Below are 18,184 nucleotides of genomic sequence, written 5' to 3'. Positions count from 1 at the left end.
CTTCATCCGCCACTTCTCATCGGTGATGTCCCTACGCCTCGCCGGGGCTTGGGAGGAACTGCGCAAGCCGCTCCAGGACGCGCTTTCGGGCGGCGTCGAAGGCCGTCTGTCCCGCAGGGCGGCCGCCGGAGCGGATGTAGCCGGCAACCGCAATGACGTCGGCTACGTCGACCTTCGGGTTGGCGATAGCGAGCGGGCCGGCCGCGGACCGGCGGATACCACCCATCCGGACGAAGGCACGCGCCAGGTCTTCGTCGATGCCGGTGGCGCCCGGCTTCCCGAGGGCGGCCTGCAGCCGGTTGCGCTCAGCTCGTAGGGACGTGACCTCGGCCTTTAGGGCGTCGAGTTCGGCGACGCGAGCGGCCTCGGTCTCGCGCTGCCGCTCGCGCCACTCGCGGGCACGGTCGGCGGCGGCGATGCGGCGGCGGGCGGCGGCGGACGTCTCGCGGGAAGGGGCGGTGTCGGTCATGGGGACCATCCTGCTTCTCGACCATGCATCCCACCAGGTGCGTCGCGAGGATCGAATGGCCTTTCCCGGGGCACGGTTCGTGCTCGTCCCACGTCAAACCCTTGCGCCCGTCCGGAATTCCTACGATCCCGTCCCGCGTCCGCGAGCCCTTACGGTTCGACCGGGTCAATAACTATGCTCCCCCGAAGGGGGAGTCTCTGGGTCCTCCTCTTAGAACGGGACGAGCCGTCCCACCCGTTTGACCTGTGCAGTCGTGAGCTGCACCATCCCCATGCCGGTCGATTTGCGCGGCGCCGGGGGTTCGTGGGCAGGGGTGCCTCGCGAGCCTCTCCAGACGGGAGATGCTTCGAACTTGTCCGACACCATCCTCGCCCCGGAAGGGGCACAGGCGGCCCGCCCTGGGCGTTTCAGCGCGTTCGATAGCCCGCTCGGCTACCGCCGCCAGCCGACGGCCGTGTTCGAGCCGGGCCTCGCCGACCTCAGAACCGAGAACATGCGCGGGCCGTCCTACGCGGCCATGCTCCACCCCCACGACACGCGCGGCGTCGTCGTCATGGCCTACCGCGACACGTACACGAAGCGGGACGGTACGCGGGGGTACAAGACCGCCAACGGCGGCGCGACGGGGGACGAGCTCCGCAGGGTCGTAGACGTCCTGGAGCCGTTCTCCATCACGATGAACTCGTTCCGGCGCGACCCGAAGGACCCGGACGCGCACCGGCTCTCCCCGTGCAAGGCGACCTGGAACCTGGCCGGGCTGAACGCCTGCTGGGTCGACCTCGACTACTACAACCGCGTGGCCTGGCGCGGGCGCCCGCCGGAGGAGGTCGCCGCCGCGGTGGTGGAGCGGTGCGAGGACCTCGGGTGGCCGATGCCGTCCTACGTCCTCGCCAGCGGCCAGGGGCTGCTCGTGTCCTGGCTCCACACCCGGCAGTCGCCCTCGGCCCTGCCGGTCTGGCTAGCCATGCAGAAGCGTATCCTGACCGAGTTCGACGACTTCGGGCCCGACCGCGGCGCCTCGAACCCGACGATGGCGTTCAAGCTCCCGGGGGTGCAGAACGAGAAAAACTCGGTGCCGGCCCGCATCGTCTGGCCGACGACGTTCGGGGACCTTGAGCGCTACGCCTTCGACGTCTTGCGGGCGGCGGTCCTGCCGTACACGCCCCAGCAGGTCGCCGCGCACCGGAAGACCCAGGCCCGCGAGCGCGCCGCCAAGGCGGAGAAGCGGGCCGCCAGGAAGGCCGCTGGGATCGTGGTGCCTCCCCCGAAGCTGACCTACGAGACGTTCGCGCGGGCCGTCCACCGGGACCTCACCAGACTGTTTGAGCGCCGTTTCCGGGGCCGTCCCGTGCACCGCGGCGAGCGCGACCTGTGGCTGTTCTCGCTCGTCAAGGCGGCCGCATGGACGATGACCGTCCGCGAGCTCGAAGCGGAGGTCGACCGTCTGGCGCCCCTCTGCGGCCTATCCAAGCGGGAGGCCCGGGGATATGCGAAGGCCGCCGTCCGCAAGGCCCAGCGCGCCGCCTCAGGACGCATGGACCCGCGCGGCGGGGGCAAGGTCAGCGACCCCCGGTACAAGCTGAACCCGCGGCACCTCGTGGGCGACCTCGGCGTGACCGTGGCCGAGATGAAGGACAAGGACCTCGACCTGCGGGTTCTCCTCTCCGACGGCGTCAAGCGGGAGCGGGAGGCGGCGCGGTCGCAAGGCCGCCGCAAGGCCGCCGGGGCCAAGCCACGCGACGCGACGCAGGCCGCGCGCCTCGCCCTCGGGCAGCGGGCCTTGGCCAAGCGTGCAGCAGGCATGACCGTTGCCGCCGTCGCCGCCGAGGAGGGCGTGTCGGTCGCGCAGGTCGAGAAGGCGCAGCGCGAAGCCCGGCAGGTCGCCGCCATCGGCAAGCCCGCGGCCAAGGCCAAGCCCGGCCGTCCCCGCAAGCCGTCGAGGCGGACGGGGTTCGACAAGGCCGCCCCGCGCCCCGCCAAGACCCGCCCTGAAAACCCTTACGGTTCGACCGGGTCCATTGACGCGTGCGCTCGCGGTGACGTCGGGGCCGGTGCTGTTGTGGCTAGCCCGGTCGAGGGCTATGATGTCCTTGTTCGGAGCATTGCACCCCATTGTGACGACACCGACGCCCGCTCGGCCCTTACCGGCCCGGCGGGCGTCATCGTTTCCGACGAGGCTTACGCCGACGTCCCGGACTTCCTGCGGCACCTGCTCCCGGGAGGCGAGGCATGAACCGCCCCCTCGTCATCGACCACGTCAGCGACGACCTCCTGCGGCACCGCGCCCTCCAGGCTGCCCGCAAGCGCGCCCTCGACGCCTGGTACGGGGGCGCCAAGCCGGCCAACCCCCACGGTCGCCGGCAGTACCGCTACGGGCGCGTCACCTACCTCACTGAGAACCACGCGCCGCTCCCGGCCCCGCCCGCCGCGGCCGCCGCGGCCGCCGGCCATGCTGCCCTGCGCATGATCTTGAAAGGATGGCGCGGCGAAGGCGAGTACGCCGCCCTGGGGGCCTGGGACGACGAACGGGGCGGCGCCTCGCGTCGCGCCCTCGTCTCGGCCGGGCAACTGCTCGCCGGCGAGCCCGACGACGATGCCCGGGAGCGTGCGGACAGCCTCGTGATCCTCGCGCTCGGGCCACCCAGCAGGGACCTCGACGGGGCGCGCGTGCGGCTGATGGCCCTGCCGGCGCCCGCCCCGTGGTCCTGGGAGGCCGCGGCGCGCGTCTGAGGCTGACGCGCCCCGGGGACGGGCTGCCAAGGTTAGGCGAGCCCGTCCTTCCGACGTCTGCATGGTTTCGACCGCGCAAAGCGACGCGGTCGCGCACGATCCTGTTGCGCTCCCCTTTGCGAATCCGGGTCGCGCGCGCAGCGTTCCTGCATAGATCAAACCGCCGCCCTTGGCGTTAGCGCGCCCCCGAACCGGCTGGACGACCCGCGCAAGCGCCGCTCGCCGTCGAGCCTGAGCGCGCGGGTCGCGATGGCGAACGTCATCGCCCCCATCGTCTCCCGGATGACGACCGAGCAGGTCCGCGTGGCCCTCGGCGACAGCGTGGGCAACATCGGCCAGCTCCGCCGGGACCTCAGCGACATCAAGAGCCGCTGCCCGGACCGCCTGCGCCGGCTGGGCTTCGAGCGCCTGTTCTGGTTCTGCGATTGCCTCGGGTAGGACCCGATCCTCGCCATGCAGGGCCTCGTCCTCCCCAAGGCCGGGGCGGTGCACTAATGGGCGCGCCCCGGGCTCCCCACCGCGACGCCGTGCTCGACGCCTGGTCGTCCCGGCCCGACGCGTCCGCCACCACCATCGACGCCGTTCTCGGCCTCTCGCGGAAGGCCGTCTACTGCGTCGTCGCCACCGCCCGCGCCGAGGGCGACCTTCGCGCCGTCGTCCGCGGCAAGGGCTACCATGCCTGCCAGCCTCCGCGGGGGGACGCCTGATGGTCCCCGCGAGCCGCCTCTACTTCAGCCTGGTGAAGATCGGCGACGAAACCTGCCGGGCCGTCCCGGACGGGCACGAGCTGACGGCGACCGCGTCCGTGGCGCGGGTCTCCGGCGACCGGCTCCTGTTCTTCGTCCCGGTCGCGACCGAGACCGAGTTCTACGCCGGCTGGGAGCCCGAGGACTACCAGCGCGCCAACGCCCGCCTGCACCGCACCCTGAGGCACCGTCTGCGCGAGTTCCGGCTCCATGCCGAGCGGGACGCGGACTGATGCGCCGGAAGCCCCTTGCCGCCCTGATCGGGCTCGCCGCGGTCGCCGGCGCCGTCGCCTCGGTCGCACGGCGGCCCATCCCGTCACCGCCAGCCCCAGGGCGCACAGCGCCAGCGTCGTCGCGAACGTCCTGTCCATGCCAAGGTCCTCCGCCGGGGATGATCGGGGATCCCGTGCCTAGCGCCAGGGCACGAGGGCCTCAGTCGCCCGAAGAGACGTCGCCCGCGCCGGAGGGGCACGGCCCGGCCATCGCCACCGTCACGTCGAGGCCGTCCTGGCGCGTGACGGACCAGACGCGTAGCTGGCGCTCTCCGTAGCGGCCGCCGCCGCCCAGGGGCGTCCATGTCCCGCCGAGCCCGTCCCGGTCGCGCCACGCCTCCCCGGGGGCCTGGAGCTCGATGCGCTCGCGGCCTCGCGCGTCGACGGTCCCGCACGTCACGGTCGTCGTCCAGCGGTCCCGGCCCGCGGGGGAGGCGTAGACCCGAGCGAATCCCGCGCGGCCACCAGCGACGGGCCCGCGCACGGACATGAGGAAGCGGTCGCCGGTCGAGGGGAAGGGCTTCTCCTTCGGCGGGATGGTCGCGGCGTAGGCCGTGGCGATGACGGGGATGACGACCGTGCGGATGGCGACGTGGTCGAGGAGGGTCGTGATCACTGGTGGGTCTCCGGGGAAGGGGTGGGGGCGAGGGCCCAGGCGGTGCCGTCCGGCTCGAACCAGACGGCGTCGGCGGAGGTGACGATCTCGTCCGTGTCGCGGCGCCGGAAGCCAGGCTCGGTCGGCCGGTAGCCGATGCGGATGGCGTCGGCCGGCCGGGCGCCGTCGGACAGGGTGCCGACGATGGTCGCGACGACCTCGCGACGCGCCGCCGCCTGGCAACGGAGGCGGCCGGCCTCGCTCGCGCGCATGACGCACCCGGCGAGCGCCAGGGAGGGGCGACGGTCGACGACCAAACGGCCGCTGCGGATGGACCAGACGCGGCGCGCCCGGTTCCAGAATACGTGCACGGGTGACGGGTTCTCGGTGGTCATGGCGGGCGTTCCGGGAGGGGCGGGACGGCGGCGCGGGGGGACGCGCCGGGGATGGAGGAGCCGGGCTGGCCGGGTCGGGGCGCGCACGAACGCGCGCCCGGGATCGGCCGTCCTATTCGGGCGGCCGCGGCGGAAGCGGCGCTACGCGGCATTGCGGTCGTCCGGCTCGTCGTCCTCGAAAGGGCCATCGGGGACCATGGCCAGGTACTCCTCCATGGCCTGGTCGTATTCGTCGCCCTGCTCCTTCATGTGCCACGCCGGGTTGGGCGTCGGCAGATGCAGCCGACGCAAGGGCTGGGGCGGGCACGGCGGCTGCTGAACGGGCTTCTGGCGCACCGCTTCGCGAACGGCAGGCCTGGTGGCCTCGTCATGGGCATGCAGCGGGGCCTTGCGGGATGCCTCGTACTCGGACTGCGCGATTTCGAGCGCGGCCTGGGCCGGCGGCATCTGCCCGCGGACGGCCAGCCGGATCGCGCGGACGACGCGCTTAATGTGCGCGCCCGCCAGGAGCTCGCAGATCATGCCCGCCCGCGCGGCGGCGTCGATGCGATGAACGGCGTTGGCGGAGAGGGCGTAGACCGCCTGCAGTGCTTCGCAGTCTGCGGACGTGACAAGGGGCGCCCGCCGCCGCTTCTTGTTGGGTTCGGCCATGGTTTTCTCCTTGGGTGGGAAGGTCGTCAGGCGGGGTCGCGGCGCGATCCCGAACGGGTGAGGGAGCGGGCGAGGCGGCCCGCGTCGGCGGCGGCCGCCTCGGCGTCGAGCTCGCCGGCGGCCACGCGGGCCGCCATGTCGGCGACGACGCGGACGCCGTCGGCGAGAAGGGCGTCGTCGCCGGCGCGGGAGAGCGCCGAGGCGAGCAGCACGCTGCTGACGCGGAGCTGGCCCGCGTGGCTGGGTGGCTGGAGGAGCGTCACGGCGAACCGCCTCAGTGGCGGGGCATCGCCGCGGGGCCGCTCTCGCGGCTCCGGAGACAGATCTCGACGAGGCGGCGCAGGCGGCGGATCGAGCCCCCCCGCCAGGCGTCGGCCAGGGCCGAGAGCTCGTCGCCGTCGAGGTCGCCGAAACGCTCGTCCTGCCCGGTATCCCGGCAGACCGCCCGGGCCAGCCGGGGCGCCAGGACGCCGAGGTGCTCCGGACCGGGCTCCGGGACCCGAACCAGACGCATGCGGTCGCGAAGGGTCGCGGGCAGCGTGTCGTCGTTCAGCGTGCAGACGTAGACGAGCCGGCTGACGTCGATGGGGTGAAGGAGGAACTGCGAGTGCCAGGCACGTGCGGTCGAATCCTCCCAAACGCCATGCAACCCATCGTGGAGACGCCCCCCGTTGGAGTTGCGCGAACCCGAGGCCTTTTCCAATTCGTCAACCATAACGCCGGCCGACGTCGCCATGGCCTTCGCCAGGGCATCCTCGGGGATGCCCAGGTGGCCCGAGACCCACCTTGCGGGGGTGCCCAGGAAGGAGTTCTCACTCGCAGCGTCTGCGTTGTAGCGGACGAGGTGCAGGCCGCTGCTCGTGACGAGCTCCGCCGCAAGGGTCGACTTCCCGCAGCCGGTCGTGCCGACCAGCCCGAGGACGGCGCCGCCGAAGTGCTCCCGGTTGCCCTGGAGTTCGCGGAAGGCCTCGATGGCCTCCCCTGCCCAAGGGAACCCCTCCTGCCGCTCCCGCGCCCAGGCCGCCCAATCCCGCGGGACCGGGACGTGGCGCAGGTGCGCCCCCAGGGCCGGCCCGAGGGCAGCCTTGATGTCCCGCCTGTGGTCGGGCTTGTGCCGCTCGATCATCTCCGCTGGGAAGATGACCGCGCCGGGTTCGACAGGCTCCGCGGCCTTGGCGAACGGCTCGGCCTTGGGACGCGGCCGCGGCGGGGGGCCCTGACGCCAGCGGACGATGCCCTGGCAGTCCTCGTTCTCCTCCTCGACGTCGAGGGGCGCGGCCGCCGCGGCCGGCATGATCCCGGGCAGGTGCTCCAGCCCGAGCGCGAGGGCGTGGCTCATGGCGAGGCATAGCCCGCGCGGCGAGAGTTCGGAGGCCAGGAAGCAGGGGTGCAGCGGCGTCAGCAGGCTCAAGCCGTGCGCCACGTAGTGCATCGCGTCGCCCGGCGGCGACATCCGCGCGAGCTCGATGGCGCGGTCGTGCGCGTACTGGCGCGCCTGCCGCATGCCGAGCGCGAGAGCGTAGAAGGCGAGGCGCCCGAGGATTTCCGGCAGGCCGGGGCGGTCGAATCCGTCCTCGTCGGCGAGGACCTGCTCGCCGAGGTGGAGATGGTCGACGAGGCGCCGGCCAAGGAACGCCTTGGCCTCCGGCGTTTCACCGGCGGCCAAGCAGTCGGCGAACGTCCGCGCGACGCCGGCGAGGAACTCGTCGACGACGCGGTCCGTCGGCGTGTCGCCGGCAAAGTCGAGCTTCGGTCCGATGGCGCGCGCGTGGCGGACCCATGCGGCGCCGTCTTGGGCGATACTGTCGTTGATGAGGGATGCGGTGCAGGCGTAGAGCTCGCGCGTCGGCGCGAAAGCCGCCCTGGGGGGCTTCTTCATTCCGGGACACTCCGATGGCCCCAGTGACGGCAAAATACCGAGCCGGGACGAGCACCCCTGATAACGCCTACCTGTTAACGGGACATTACCGCCTGAAGGATCGTCATCCGAATCCATCGCGGTTGCGCAAGCTCCTGGGCCTGCGGACGCTGCGCAGGATGTCGGCGGCTTTGCCCGCGGCGTCCTCCGCGCGGTCTAGGGCTACTCCTAGATCGCCATAGCCGTCGCCGTACCGGTCGGCGTAGGACGCGATGGCGACGAGGAGCCCGCCGATGCCGTCCGCGTCGGAGTGGGTGGCGGCTTGGCCGAGGGCCAGTAGGACCGCCGGGTGGAGCCCTTGGCGCTCGATGCGGTCGCGTTGCGTCGTGCGCTTGTTGAGCCCGAAGGCGGCCGGCAGCGCATGCGTCCAGCCGCCCGGCCAGACTTTCATCCCGGCGCGATCCACCGCGGCGACCAGGGCGTGGTTGACGACGTCGCGTTCGAGCGGGATCGGCTCGCCCTCGCCGACGAGGAACGGCTGACGCTCGGGGTCGTAGGCGAGTGCGAGGTGGCCGACGAGCCCGACGGCGGTCCATCCCTCGGGGCGGGGCCAGAGCTCCGGGTCCACGTACTGTAGTGTGATCTCCATGGCGCCCGGGATAGCACGGCCAGGGTCTGGCGCTAGCGCTCCGTCGCGTGCGCGTCGCACCGGACGCCGGGCCCGGGGATGCGCGGCCGGCCGGGCGCGCCGCAGGCCTCGCACGTCTCCCGGCTGCGGTCGCGGGCGCTGTCGACGACGCGCCCGGCGACGGCGTAGGCCTCGTCCGTCCACGCCTCCCGGGGGCGCACGCCGAGCCGCAGGCCGGCCCCGTGGTCCCGCACGGCGGTGACGACGACGGGATGCCCGGCCAGCGCCGCCAGCGCCTCGTCGATGATGGGGCGCCACCCGGTGCCGGCCCAGACGCTCGCGTCGGGCGCGAGCAGGTCCGCTTGGCGAGCGGCGAGGTCCTCGGCGGGGATGCGGGTGATCTCCATGGCGCCCGGGATAGCACGCATGGCGTTGTCGAGGTGTGCCGGAGCGGGGTAGTTGGTCAGTTTGAATTTTTGTCTCCCACGAGGCATGCGGTAGCATGGCGCGATTGATGCGGAGCTACCTATGGGCATAATCCACGCCAACAAACGGAGCATCAGCTTCCGATTGAACGATGCCCCACTTTCAAAACAAGGCAAGAAGCAGCGGCGGGAGGGCTTACTTAAATCAACCTCTGAAGAACTCAATAAAATACCATTTTTATTTTCGGACGATGTTGAGATTACTATCGAATTGTTTCTCCATGAACAAAATCGCTACGAAACCGACAGATCCGCTGACATAGATAACGTAGTAAAGCCGTTACTGGATGTTATGACAGGCCCAAATGGCCTGATGATTGATGACAATCAGGTGCAAAGTATTCGTAATTTTTGGGTAGATACCGATGAGTCAGAGCATGCCATCGTCACAGTCAGCCCACTGCTGGAAGGCACAGTGCAAAAGGGCGGGCTTGTGTTCGTCAATATGTGGAAGCAGATGTATTTTCCACTGAATGAAAAGCTGCCGCCAAAGGCGGTAAGTTTGTTCCTTGACGCTCTAAGCGGTCATATAAAGACAAGAAACTATCTTGAGCAAAATGGAGCGGACTATAATACTCTAAGAAGAATGCTCCCTATTCAGCGCTTGTTTCACAAAACTCGGATTACGGCATTTAATGTGAAAAGCTTCGACGAAATGCGCAATCTTTTCCCAACGACTAAACCGGATGTCTAACAGATTTCTTATAGGAGCCACGCTTCGCTGGCCCCGCATCTCTTGCCTCGACCAGCGCCACAATATCGCTGATTTCCCAAAGCCGGTCGGTGATGCCCGCCGCCATCGCAGGGCTTACCCGCAGCTTCGCGTGGACTCGGACAAAGTTGTAATACATGAAGTGCAGCGCCACGGCGTAGGCGTGGTTCTCCACCTTCTTAGAAAATGCGTTCGTGAGCCGGGTGAAGCGGCGCATGTGCATCCGCATCGTGAGGTTCTGGCGCTCCACGTAGGACGTGGAGACGTGCTCAGGATCGGGCTGGCCTTCGATCTGACGCTTGATGGCGCCCGTGCAGATCGGCGGGCTGTAGCGGCCCTGTTTGGCCTCAGGAGCCGTGCCATAGGTCTTCTGTAGGACGGCGAAATCGATGTCCGCGCCGAACGCGCCCTCAACGGCTTCGAGGTACGGCTTGTGCCCATCGGACGTGAGCTGCACCCGGCCTTTCAGCCGATCCGCCACGTCGAGCATGAACGCGTTAGCGTACTCGGCGTCCCGGCCGCCGACGAGGTAGGCCAGCACGAGCTTGGTGTCGGCATCAATGGCCGTCCACGTCCACACGTCGCCAGCATCGTCCGGCGACGCCTTGGCGGTCGCTACGTTCTTCTGCTTGCAGTGGGTGAAGGCCCAAATCTCATCGACCTGCACCCGCTTCGCTTGAACGCCCCGAACGTGCTCGTCGTGGTAGGCGGCGCACGCTTTGCCAGCGTCCACGAGCAGCTTCGCAATCGTGTTCTTGCTGATGTCCGTCGTCCGCACCACCGCGCGGATCGACATGCCCTCACAGAGGAGGTGCAGGACGCGCGCACGGTCGGCCGAGGAGAGCTTGTTCATGGCCCTCCTTCAATATGACCCTTATGCTTGTCTGTCAAGCAGAATGGGTCAATTTCCTTACCGCGCTTCGCAGCTCGTTGCGATGACGATCCATGACGCTTTTTGTTGCAAGCTCAGCGTCAAGCGACGCAGAGACGGACGGCTTGTCAAGAAATGTCTGCAGATCACGCGGAATTTCCACAGCATTCTCATCCTTAGTGCCCGTTTTGAGAAGCTTTGCCGTCATTACTAATTCTCCGCTTGTTTATATCTCCGCGCAAAGAACCGAGAGTTTAGCTCCGGCGGGAAATAGTGCTTCCTCTTTACCCAAACAAACCCCTCTGACTTTGATATAACGGCAACATCAACATCACCACCAACTGACTCTTGCTCCCTAGAAACCTTGCGCTTAAGCGAGGTAAGCTCAATGAGTGCACGGGCCATATTGGCAAGCTCTTGTTTTGGCATGTGCCTAATCATATCGAAGATAGGCTTGGTGTACTCTTTTTGCTTGTACGCTTCGAGCTCCTTCAGCTGGTCGGCCTTGATTTTTTCTATAATTGACACAACGGCCGCCGGGAGGCCAGTGCCCGTTGAAGTGCTACCTGTGAATGCTGCAATAAGTTCCTCAGAAATCTGCTCAATTGATTGTTTTATGATTTCCTGGCTAAACTCGTAGAGCTCCGGATCAATGCCGTGCATGAAGCGGTCGATCATATCACTTTGAGCAAATCCAAGAGCCTCAGCGTGGGGACCGCGGCGACCTACATCAACCGATGCCCCTTCTACGTACTTCAAATTGTTGCCGATTATTCCTTCCATTTCAAATCGTTCTAAGGACGGGCACCTTTCGTCGTCGCCAAACCCCGCAATAACGACGCCACTGCTGTAAGATGAAAGGTGCTCACACGATAAAGCCATAACCACTAACTTATGAAGAGCTTCCCTTGTTTTCTGACTTGGAACTATTCGATTAAAAAATAGCGACACAGCTCGATTTATCGAAGGGCCGTAATCAGCCTCAATCATTCCGATATACGCCTTGGAGGCGTAGGGCAATCTTTTCAAGACACCAAGTTCATCTGTTTTTTCTTTTATCACCCCCTGAGCTATAATATTATTTTTGCTCTTCAGGTACTTACCTTGGCGGTCTATCTCCTGATAAATTTTTTCATCGATTTTTTGGGTGAGCTCCTCAATGATATCAGCAGTAATCATGAGCACGATTTGATCTTTATCAGGCTTGTCTACCGGCACTTTCCCGGACAGGTATTTTATAAAGTCATCTTTATAATCGACTATCTTGGGAAAAGTGTCTGTACTCAACTGTCGTCGGTATTCTTTAATGATTGTCTCGAGGGGTAGGCCCATAAAATCAAGCCTGCCGTAAATCATTATTCCTACTGGAGCAGACTCATGTAGTTCAAATATCTTGCTGACGCTATTGTAGATTTTTGCCGACGCACCTCTGCCAATTGTTACGGCGCTATCCGCAGCCAACGCGACAGCAGACTTATTTAAAACCGCAATTTCAGCTGTCATCTTTGCGCCACCTTGCGGCGGCGGCCTGACGAGCGATACGCGAGCGTTCTTCGGGCGATAGACTCTCAGCCCGCGCTCTTCCTCCCTTCAAGCCGCCGCTTCGTGCGAACTCGGTTGCGGGAGAGACTGGAACAGCATTCTCAGGTTGTCGAGTCGATTGTTCATCGCCCGTCACTGCATCCACGATGAACTTGGCGAGCTGGTTGGGATCGCGGGGACGCCTGGGAGTGGTCATAGCAGCGCGTCCGGGTGACGGGTTTGGGTGCCGGCGAAATTGTAGGCGAGCTTGCAGCCCGTATGCGCAACGAGATGCCCAAAGTGCGGTTTGCCGCCGACGCCAGTCCAGGGCGCAACAGCCCCGTGGCAGGCTGGGCAGCGGAGGGGTACTCCGCTCAGCGACGTGGCTTCAGCCGGGCTGACTGGCGTCCAGGCTTCGCCCTGTTTTGCTTCGGCTTCCAGTATCATTCCCCGACCATGCCACGGGCACCCGCCGGGACCAAGGCCGGGTCAAGCGAGGCGGATTTCAAACTGACCCACTACCCGGAGCGGCCTCCGGTCCCTCTTCGCGGGTGCGTGACGAGGGGTTTGCCATCCCGCATGCCGGGGAAGATCGCCCTCGAATCGGCGCGCCGCAAGGCCCGTGCATCTGGTCTGATGGTGGTACGCTGGTGGTACGCTCGGTTTCTGGCGTACCACGGTCCCCGGCTAAGTGCTTGAGGGGATTGGAGCGGGCGATCGGGATCGAACCGACGACATTCAGCTTGGGAAGCTGACGTTCTACCACTGAACTACGCCCGCATCCGGTTGCTCACGAAGCGCTCCGCGAACCGGAGGGTGCTGCCGAGGGACCGGAGGTCCGGGGACGGCACCGAGCTTCAGTTTCATACGGGATGGCCGGCATCTGTCCACCCCAAAAATGCGGCGGACGTTACGGCCGCGTTTGCGTCCCGGCCTCGCGGCCGGCGATCAGCCAATAGACGAAGCCGGAGACGGCCCCGGTCACGAGGAGGATCGCGGAGAGGCGCGCCTCCGCCGCCAGGGCGGGACCGGAGGGCGGGATGCCGCCGCGGGCGAGCCAGGGCAGGAGTGCGGTGAGCCCGCCCGTCGCGCCGCCGTACCAGACGGGCGAGCGCAGCCCGAGCGTCTCGCCGATCAGAGCCGCGAGCGTGGGCGGCAGGATGAGCAGGAGGCTGAGCGCCTGAATCAGCACCAGGATCGCCATCGCCGCCATCTCCGGCGGGAGGCCCTGCGCGAGATCCGAAAGGCCGGCGAACAGACCGACGAGACCAAGGCGGCCGAACGCGTCGCGCAGGCCCGGATCGAGGAGCACGCCGGCACCGAGCGTCAGCGCCCCGGCAGGAATCGCCATCATCAGGGCGAAGGCCGCGAGGAGGAGGCGTCCCAGCATGCGCATCGGCCGCTCCGTTCGTCATCCCTCGCGCGCTCCGCCGGGGCCGGAGCAGCTCGGCCGGGGACCGGTGAGCCGAACGGGCTGTTCGATAACGTCGGTGCGGCCCGCCGGGCAACCGTCGTCGCGGGCCGCGGTTGCCCGCCTCTTTCATTCGACGAGGCGGATGCCGCTCAGCAGTCGAGCGTCGTGTCGCGCTCCCACTGGGTGAGGTGGCGGCAATAATCGTCCCATTCCTGGCGCTTGAGCTTGAGGTAGCTCGGCACGAAGCCGCCCAGCGCCTCGTTGAGCACGGGGCTCGCCTCGAGGGCGCGCAGGGCATCGAGCAGGTTGAGCGGCAGGCGCTTGACGCCCTCCACCGTATGCCCGTCCGTGTACATGTTGATGTCGAGGCGCTGGCCCGGATCGCGGCTCCGGCGGATGCCGTCGAGGCCGGCGGCGAGGATGCCGGCCTGGAGCAGGTAGGGGTTGGCCGCCCCATCCGCGAGGCGGAACTCGAAGCGTCCGCCATCGGGGATGCGGATCATGTGGGTGCGGTTGTTGCCCGTATAGGTCACGGTGTTGGGCGCCCAGGTCGCGCCGGAGGTGGTGCGCGGCGCGTTGATGCGCTTGTAGGAGTTCACGCACGGGTTCGTCAGCGCGGCGAGTGCGTCGGCGGAGTGGATCAGGCCGCCGATGAAGTGGTAGCCCAGTTGCGACAGGCCGATCTCGTCCGAACGGTTGGCAAAGACGTTCTGGCCGTCGCGCCAGAGCGAGACGTGGGCGTGGCAGCCGGAGCCCGTCAGATCCATGAAGGGCTTGGGCATGAAGGTCGCGCGGAAGCCGTGCTTCTCGGCGATCGAGCGGGTCATGTACTTGAAGAAGGCGTGCCGGTCGGCGGTGACGAGCGCGTCGTCGTAGTCCCAGTTCATCTCGAACTGGCCGTTCGCGTCCTCGTGGTCGTTCTGGTAGGGCTTCCAGCCGAGCGCCAGCATCGCGTCGCAGATCTCGGTGATCACCTCGTAGCGGCGCATCAGGGCGGATTGGTCGTAGCAGGGCTTGGTCTGCCGGTCGGCGGTGTCGGCGGGCTCCGAGCCGCAGGGCGTGATCAGGAAGAACTCGCACTCGACGCCGCTCTTCATCTGCAGCCCCTCGCGGGCCGCCTCTTTGATCAGGCGCTTGAGGATGTTGCGCGGGCCCTGCTCGACCGCCTGGCCGTTCATCACGAGGTCGGCGGGCAGCCAGCCCACCTCCGGCTTCCAGGGCAGCTGGATCAGCCCTTCCGCGTCGGGCATCGCCAGCAGGTCGGCGTCCGCCGGGCTCATGTCGAGCCAGGTAGCGAAGCCGGCAAAGCCCGCGCCGTTGCGGCAGGTGCTGCCGATGGCGGCGGCCGGCACCAGCTTGGCACGCTGGGTGCCGAACAGGTCGGTGTAGGACACGAGGAAATACTTGATGCCGCGCTCCCGGGCGGCGGTTTCGAGTTCATGCGTCATTGCAAGAATCCTCCCGGTGTCATCGGACCCTCGTTGGTCCCATCCAAAAATCCCACCCAAGAAAAAGGGCCGCCCTGAAGCTGTCGGGGTCGGCCCTCGCACGTCAGATGCCGGACATCGTGGGGTTCTTGCCGGGGATCCAGCCGGTGCCGGCGAGCGGCACCTGGGCCATGGCCGCGGCCTCGATGGTGAGCGCCACCAGATCCTCGGGTTCGAGGTTGTGCAGGTGGCTCTTGCCGCAGGCCCGGGCGATGGTCTGGGCCTCCAGGGTCATCACCGCGAGGTAGTTGGCGAGCCGGCGGCCCGCGAGTTCCGGATCGAGGCGCTTGGCGAGTTCCGGGTCCTGCGTGGTGATGCCGGCGGGGTCGCGCCCCTCGTGCCAGTCGTCGTAGGCGCCGGCCGTGGTGCCGAGCGCCTCGTACTCGGCCTGCCAGCGGGGATCGTTGTCGCCGAGCGCGATCAGGGCGGCGGTGCCGATGGCGACCGCGTCGGCGCCGAGCGCCAGCACCTTGGCGACATCGGCGCCGGAGCGGATACCGCCGGAGACGATGAGCTGCACCTTGCGGTGGAGCCCCAGATCCTGAAGTGCCTGCACGGCGGGGCGGATCGCGGCCAGCGTCGGGATGCCGACATGCTCGATGAACACGTCCTGCGTCGCGGCGGTGCCGCCCTGCATGCCGTCGAGCACGACCACGTCGGCGCCGGACTTGGCCGCCAGCGCGGTGTCGTAGTAGGGGCGCGAGGCCCCGACCTTGACGTAGATCGGCTTCTCCCAGTCGGTGATCTCGCGCAGCTCCTCGATCTTGATCGCGAGGTCGTCCGGCCCGGTCCAGTCCGGGTGGCGGCAGGCGGAGCGCTGATCGACGCCGGGCGGCAGGCAGCGCATGCCGGCGACGCGCTCGGTGATCTTCTGGCCGAGCAGCATGCCGCCGCCGCCGGGCTTGGCGCCCTGGCCGATCACCACCTCGATGGCGTCGGCCTTGCGCAGGTCGTCCGGGTTCATGCCGTAGCGGGAGGGCAGGTACTGATAGACCAGGGTCTTGGAGTGGCCGCGCTCCTCCGGCGTCATGCCGCCGTCGCCCGTGGTGGTGGAGGTGCCGGCGATGGTGGCGCCGCGCCCGAGGGCCTCCTTGGCGTTGGCCGAGAGCGAGCCGAAGCTCATGCCGGCGATGGTGACCGGCGTCTTCAGGTGGATCGGCTTCGAGGCGAAGCGCGCGCCCAGCACCACCTCGGTGCCGCAGCGCTCGCGGTAGCCCTCCAGCGGGTAGCGGCTGATCGAGGCGCCGAGGAACAGGAGGTCGTCGAAATGCGGCAGGGCGCGCTTCGCCCCGGCGCCGCGGATGTCGTAGATGCCGGTCGCCGCCGCGCGGCGGATCTCGGACATCACGTCGGGGGTGAAGGTTGCCGACAGGCGTGGCTTGGTGCGCGGAGGCTGGCGGTGATCCGTCATCAGTAGGCTCCGGCGTTGTCGACGTGGAAGTGGTAGAGGGTGCGGGCCGAGCCGTAGCGTCGGAATTCTTCGACGCCGACCTCACCGAAGAGGCCCGCTGCCTTCAGCTTCTCGGCGAGTTCGGCGCGATGCTCGTCGCGCATGGGCTTCTCGATGCAGTCGGCGCCCAGACTCTTCACCGAGCCGCGCACGTAGAGCTTGGCCTCGTAGAGCGAGTCGCCGAGCGCCTCGCCGGCATCCCCGAGCACGGTGAGCGTGCCGGCCTGGGCCATGAAGGCCGACATGTGGCCGATCGAGCCCTTCACGACGATGTCGACGCCCTTCATCGAGATGCCGCAGCGGGCGCCGGCATTGCCGTCGATGATGAGCAGGCCGCCATGCGCCGTGGCGCCGGCCGACTGGCTGGCATCGCCCCGCACGTGGACGAGGCCGGAGATCATGTTCTCGGCGACGCCGACGCCCGCATTGCCGTTGACGAGCACGGTGGCGAGCTTGTTCATGCCGGCGCAATAGTAGCCGACATTGCCCTCGATCTCGACGGAGACCGGCGCGTCGAGCCCGGCGGCGATGGCGTGGCGCCCGTCCGGACCGGTGACGGTCCAGTGGGTCTCGTTGGTGTCGGGCCGCAGGGCGTGGAGCGCCCGGTTCAACTCGCGCAGGGGCGCGGATCGCAGGTCGAAGCTCGGCATCACTGGCGCTCCCCGGAGGCGTGGTGGCTGGCGCGTTCCCACGCGTAGACCTTGGCCGGCTCGGGCTCGAACACCCGGGCGGCGTCGATCCCGGGCAGGCCGACCAGCGCCCGGTACTCGGAGCCGAAGGCGACGTAGTCGTCGGTCTCGGCCATCACGGCGGGCTTGCAGGCGATGGGGTCGCGCACCACGGCAAAGCCGTTCTCGGTGCCGACCACGAAGGTGAAGAAGCCGTCGAGATCGGTCAGGCTCGATTCGAGCGCCTGCTTCAGCGAGGCGCCCTCGCGCATGCGCCAGCTGAGATAGCCGGCGGCGACCTCGGTGTCGTTCTGGGTGGCGAAGCTCAGGCCCTCGTGCCGGAGGCGGCGGCGCAGGTCGTTGTGGTTGGACAGCGAGCCGTTATGGACGAGGCACTCGTCGGTGCCCGTCGAGAACGGGTGGGCGCCGTTGGTCGTCACCGCGCTCTCGGTGGCCATGCGGGTATGGCCGATGCCGTGGGTGCCGGACATGCCCTCCAGGGCGAAACGCTCGGCCACGGAAGCCGGCAGCCCAACCTCCTTGTAGATCTCCATGCGCCGGCCCGCGCTCACCACGTCGATGCCGGGGGCGTTGGCGGTGAGCCATGCGCGGATCTCTTGCTCGCGCTCGGCGGGCATAGCGAGGACGGTGTGGGTGTCGCGCTCCGTCGTCTCAACGGAGAGGGCCAGCGCCTGCTCCAGCCCTGCGACCGCGCCCCGCAACTCGGCCGGGCCGGGGCCGCGCAGGGTCAGCTTGACGCTGCCGGCATCCGCGGCGCCGTCCGAGCCGTAGACCGCGAAGCCCGCGCTGTCGGGGCCGCGATCGGTCATCGTCTCCAGCATCTTGGAGAGCATCGCGCCGAGCTGCGGTTCAAGCTTCGGATTCTTGAGGAATAGCCCGACAATACCGCACATCGGCGTCGCCCCGTCCGTTCGATCACTGTCGAACGGGATCGCACGGCGGCGTCGCCGCGTCAACTTTCAAGCACGAAAATTTCCTGTCATGAAACTACGTGAGCGAAAGCCGATCGCGCGGTCGCCTGCTCCGCTGGCTTACGAAACGACACGTCGATAGACCAGCATCCCCTCTCCCCGCACGCGGGGAGAGGGCTTCGGCGACCCTGTCGTCGCCGAAGCGAGGCGGCAGCCGAAGGTGAGGGGGCTCGTCCGAATGAACCTCCTCCGGAAGCACCCCCTCACCATCGCTCCGGCTTCGCCTCCGCTACCGCCCTG

At 67.7% G+C, this 18,184-nt stretch carries 22 protein-coding genes and 1 tRNA gene; 6 read left to right on the top strand and 17 right to left on the bottom strand.

What is annotated here, in order from left to right:
• Positions 1-31 precede the first annotated feature (31 nt).
• Complete coding sequence (locus ACPCJR_RS12025; protein ID WP_162940501.1) at positions 32-469, bottom strand: hypothetical protein; 438 nt, start codon at positions 467-469, stop codon at positions 32-34.
• 352 nt (positions 470-821) lie between these two features.
• On the opposite strand from ACPCJR_RS12025, the gene ACPCJR_RS12020 reads away from it, so the two are divergent.
• The 5 genes from ACPCJR_RS12020 to ACPCJR_RS12000 all read left to right on the top strand — a co-directional run bounded on the left by ACPCJR_RS12020 (position 822) and on the right by ACPCJR_RS12000 (position 4,178).
• Positions 822-2,702, top strand: a complete 1,881-nt coding sequence (locus ACPCJR_RS12020) for a hypothetical protein (protein ID WP_108939638.1) — start codon at positions 822-824, stop codon at positions 2,700-2,702.
• Positions 2,699-3,199: a hypothetical protein gene (locus ACPCJR_RS12015; RefSeq protein ID WP_108939639.1), complete on the top strand. Its 501-nt coding sequence runs from the start codon at positions 2,699-2,701 to the stop codon at positions 3,197-3,199. The genes ACPCJR_RS12020 and ACPCJR_RS12015 overlap by 4 nt, the downstream gene beginning before the upstream one ends.
• A gap of 249 nt (positions 3,200-3,448) precedes the next feature.
• Positions 3,449-3,637 (top strand): hypothetical protein, encoded by a 189-nt coding sequence (locus tag ACPCJR_RS12010; RefSeq protein ID WP_108939640.1) that lies wholly within the window; start codon positions 3,449-3,451, stop codon positions 3,635-3,637.
• 56 nt (positions 3,638-3,693) lie between these two features.
• Positions 3,694-3,906, top strand: coding sequence for a hypothetical protein (locus ACPCJR_RS12005; protein ID WP_108939641.1), 213 nt, complete (start codon positions 3,694-3,696; stop codon positions 3,904-3,906).
• A complete protein-coding gene (locus tag ACPCJR_RS12000) occupies positions 3,906-4,178 on the top strand; it encodes a hypothetical protein (RefSeq protein WP_108939642.1) in 273 nt (90 codons plus the stop codon). Before ACPCJR_RS12005 ends, ACPCJR_RS12000 begins: the two co-directional genes overlap by 1 nt.
• A 199-nt stretch (positions 4,179-4,377) precedes the next feature.
• On the opposite strand, the gene ACPCJR_RS11995 is transcribed toward ACPCJR_RS12000, so the two are convergent.
• The 7 genes from ACPCJR_RS11995 to ACPCJR_RS11965 all read right to left on the bottom strand — a co-directional run bounded on the left by ACPCJR_RS11995 (position 4,378) and on the right by ACPCJR_RS11965 (position 8,772).
• Positions 4,378-4,833 carry a hypothetical protein gene (locus ACPCJR_RS11995; RefSeq protein ID WP_108939643.1) on the bottom strand — a complete coding sequence of 152 codons (456 nt, stop codon included), beginning with the start codon at positions 4,831-4,833 and terminating at the stop codon, positions 4,378-4,380.
• Positions 4,830-5,207: a hypothetical protein gene (locus tag ACPCJR_RS11990; protein ID WP_108939644.1), complete on the bottom strand. Its 378-nt coding sequence runs from the start codon at positions 5,205-5,207 to the stop codon at positions 4,830-4,832. The genes ACPCJR_RS11995 and ACPCJR_RS11990 overlap by 4 nt, the downstream gene beginning before the upstream one ends.
• Positions 5,208-5,348: 141 nt before the next feature.
• Entirely contained in the window at positions 5,349-5,858 is a 510-nt protein-coding gene (locus ACPCJR_RS11985) for a hypothetical protein (RefSeq protein ID WP_108939645.1), read from the bottom strand.
• 26 nt (positions 5,859-5,884) lie between these two features.
• Positions 5,885-6,121 (bottom strand): hypothetical protein, encoded by a 237-nt coding sequence (locus ACPCJR_RS11980; RefSeq protein ID WP_108939646.1) that lies wholly within the window; start codon positions 6,119-6,121, stop codon positions 5,885-5,887.
• Positions 6,122-6,132: 11 nt separating this feature from the next.
• Complete coding sequence (locus ACPCJR_RS11975; RefSeq protein ID WP_108939647.1) at positions 6,133-7,737, bottom strand: AAA family ATPase; 1,605 nt, start codon at positions 7,735-7,737, stop codon at positions 6,133-6,135.
• Between the two features lie 103 nt (positions 7,738-7,840).
• The gene (locus ACPCJR_RS11970) at positions 7,841-8,365 is read right to left on the bottom strand and encodes a hypothetical protein (RefSeq protein WP_162940502.1); all 525 of its coding nucleotides are present in this window, start codon (positions 8,363-8,365) and stop codon (positions 7,841-7,843) included.
• 32 nt (positions 8,366-8,397) lie between these two features.
• The gene (locus ACPCJR_RS11965; RefSeq protein WP_162940503.1) at positions 8,398-8,772 is read right to left on the bottom strand and encodes a hypothetical protein; all 375 of its coding nucleotides are present in this window, start codon (positions 8,770-8,772) and stop codon (positions 8,398-8,400) included.
• A gap of 100 nt (positions 8,773-8,872) precedes the next feature.
• Between ACPCJR_RS11965 and ACPCJR_RS11960 the strand changes: the two genes are divergently transcribed.
• A complete protein-coding gene (locus ACPCJR_RS11960; RefSeq protein WP_108939650.1) occupies positions 8,873-9,523 on the top strand; it encodes a RusA family crossover junction endodeoxyribonuclease in 651 nt (216 codons plus the stop codon).
• Here the strand turns inward: ACPCJR_RS11960 and ACPCJR_RS11955 are convergent.
• The 9 genes from ACPCJR_RS11955 to ACPCJR_RS11915 form a co-directional block, all read right to left on the bottom strand.
• A complete protein-coding gene (locus ACPCJR_RS11955; RefSeq protein ID WP_108939651.1) occupies positions 9,507-10,394 on the bottom strand; it encodes a DDE-type integrase/transposase/recombinase in 888 nt (295 codons plus the stop codon). The two genes, ACPCJR_RS11960 and ACPCJR_RS11955, sit on opposite strands and share 17 nt — an antisense overlap.
• Before the next feature lie 34 nt (positions 10,395-10,428).
• Entirely contained in the window at positions 10,429-10,620 is a 192-nt protein-coding gene (locus ACPCJR_RS11950) for a hypothetical protein (protein WP_239681436.1), read from the bottom strand.
• Between the two features lie 2 nt (positions 10,621-10,622).
• Complete coding sequence (locus ACPCJR_RS11945; protein WP_162940504.1) at positions 10,623-11,915, bottom strand: hypothetical protein; 1,293 nt, start codon at positions 11,913-11,915, stop codon at positions 10,623-10,625.
• A 723-nt stretch (positions 11,916-12,638) separates the two neighbouring features.
• Positions 12,639-12,713, bottom strand: a tRNA-Gly gene (locus ACPCJR_RS11940).
• A 130-nt stretch (positions 12,714-12,843) separates the two neighbouring features.
• The gene (locus ACPCJR_RS11935) at positions 12,844-13,329 is read right to left on the bottom strand and encodes a hypothetical protein (protein ID WP_391512107.1); all 486 of its coding nucleotides are present in this window, start codon (positions 13,327-13,329) and stop codon (positions 12,844-12,846) included.
• Positions 13,330-13,496: 167 nt separating this feature from the next.
• Complete coding sequence (gene glnT / locus ACPCJR_RS11930; protein ID WP_391512108.1) at positions 13,497-14,795, bottom strand: type III glutamate--ammonia ligase; 1,299 nt, start codon at positions 14,793-14,795, stop codon at positions 13,497-13,499.
• Between the two features lie 103 nt (positions 14,796-14,898).
• A complete protein-coding gene (locus tag ACPCJR_RS11925) occupies positions 14,899-16,245 on the bottom strand; it encodes an FMN-binding glutamate synthase family protein (RefSeq protein WP_391512109.1) in 1,347 nt (448 codons plus the stop codon).
• A complete protein-coding gene (locus ACPCJR_RS11920; protein WP_391512110.1) occupies positions 16,245-16,934 on the bottom strand; it encodes a protein glxC in 690 nt (229 codons plus the stop codon). Before ACPCJR_RS11920 ends, ACPCJR_RS11925 begins: the two co-directional genes overlap by 1 nt.
• The gene (locus tag ACPCJR_RS11915) at positions 16,934-17,866 is read right to left on the bottom strand and encodes a class II glutamine amidotransferase (protein ID WP_391512111.1); all 933 of its coding nucleotides are present in this window, start codon (positions 17,864-17,866) and stop codon (positions 16,934-16,936) included. The genes ACPCJR_RS11920 and ACPCJR_RS11915 overlap by 1 nt, the downstream gene beginning before the upstream one ends.
• Between the last annotated feature and the right edge of the window lie 318 nt (positions 17,867-18,184).

Origin of the sequence: Methylobacterium sp. NPDC097929 (assembly GCF_049543375.1) — a bacterium.
In the GTDB taxonomy this organism is placed as follows: domain Bacteria; phylum Pseudomonadota; class Alphaproteobacteria; order Rhizobiales; family Beijerinckiaceae; genus Methylobacterium.
Note: the sequence above shows the minus strand (reverse complement) of the source record. Positions and strands in the feature narration are given on the sequence as shown.

Coding starts and splice junctions, on each gene's coding strand:
- ACPCJR_RS12025 (WP_162940501.1), bottom strand. CDS start 469: ATGACCGACACCGCCCCTTCCCGCGAGACGTCCGCCGCCGCCCGCCGC.
- ACPCJR_RS12015 (WP_108939639.1), top strand. CDS start 2,699: ATGAACCGCCCCCTCGTCATCGACCACGTCAGCGACGACCTCCTGCGG.
- ACPCJR_RS12010 (WP_108939640.1), top strand. CDS start 3,449: ATGGCGAACGTCATCGCCCCCATCGTCTCCCGGATGACGACCGAGCAG.
- ACPCJR_RS12005 (WP_108939641.1), top strand. CDS start 3,694: ATGGGCGCGCCCCGGGCTCCCCACCGCGACGCCGTGCTCGACGCCTGG.
- ACPCJR_RS12000 (WP_108939642.1), top strand. CDS start 3,906: ATGGTCCCCGCGAGCCGCCTCTACTTCAGCCTGGTGAAGATCGGCGAC.
- ACPCJR_RS11990 (WP_108939644.1), bottom strand. CDS start 5,207: ATGACCACCGAGAACCCGTCACCCGTGCACGTATTCTGGAACCGGGCG.
- ACPCJR_RS11985 (WP_108939645.1), bottom strand. CDS start 5,858: ATGGCCGAACCCAACAAGAAGCGGCGGCGGGCGCCCCTTGTCACGTCC.
- ACPCJR_RS11975 (WP_108939647.1), bottom strand. CDS start 7,737: ATGAAGAAGCCCCCCAGGGCGGCTTTCGCGCCGACGCGCGAGCTCTAC.
- ACPCJR_RS11970 (WP_162940502.1), bottom strand. CDS start 8,365: ATGGAGATCACACTACAGTACGTGGACCCGGAGCTCTGGCCCCGCCCC.
- ACPCJR_RS11965 (WP_162940503.1), bottom strand. CDS start 8,772: ATGCGTGCTATCCCGGGCGCCATGGAGATCACCCGCATCCCCGCCGAG.
- ACPCJR_RS11960 (WP_108939650.1), top strand. CDS start 8,873: ATGGGCATAATCCACGCCAACAAACGGAGCATCAGCTTCCGATTGAAC.
- ACPCJR_RS11955 (WP_108939651.1), bottom strand. CDS start 10,394: ATGAACAAGCTCTCCTCGGCCGACCGTGCGCGCGTCCTGCACCTCCTC.
- ACPCJR_RS11950 (WP_239681436.1), bottom strand. CDS start 10,620: ATGACGGCAAAGCTTCTCAAAACGGGCACTAAGGATGAGAATGCTGTG.
- ACPCJR_RS11945 (WP_162940504.1), bottom strand. CDS start 11,915: ATGACAGCTGAAATTGCGGTTTTAAATAAGTCTGCTGTCGCGTTGGCT.
- ACPCJR_RS11935 (WP_391512107.1), bottom strand. CDS start 13,329: ATGCGCATGCTGGGACGCCTCCTCCTCGCGGCCTTCGCCCTGATGATG.
- glnT (WP_391512108.1), bottom strand. CDS start 14,795: ATGACGCATGAACTCGAAACCGCCGCCCGGGAGCGCGGCATCAAGTAT.
- ACPCJR_RS11925 (WP_391512109.1), bottom strand. CDS start 16,245: ATGACGGATCACCGCCAGCCTCCGCGCACCAAGCCACGCCTGTCGGCA.
- ACPCJR_RS11920 (WP_391512110.1), bottom strand. CDS start 16,934: ATGCCGAGCTTCGACCTGCGATCCGCGCCCCTGCGCGAGTTGAACCGG.
- ACPCJR_RS11915 (WP_391512111.1), bottom strand. CDS start 17,866: ATGTGCGGTATTGTCGGGCTATTCCTCAAGAATCCGAAGCTTGAACCG.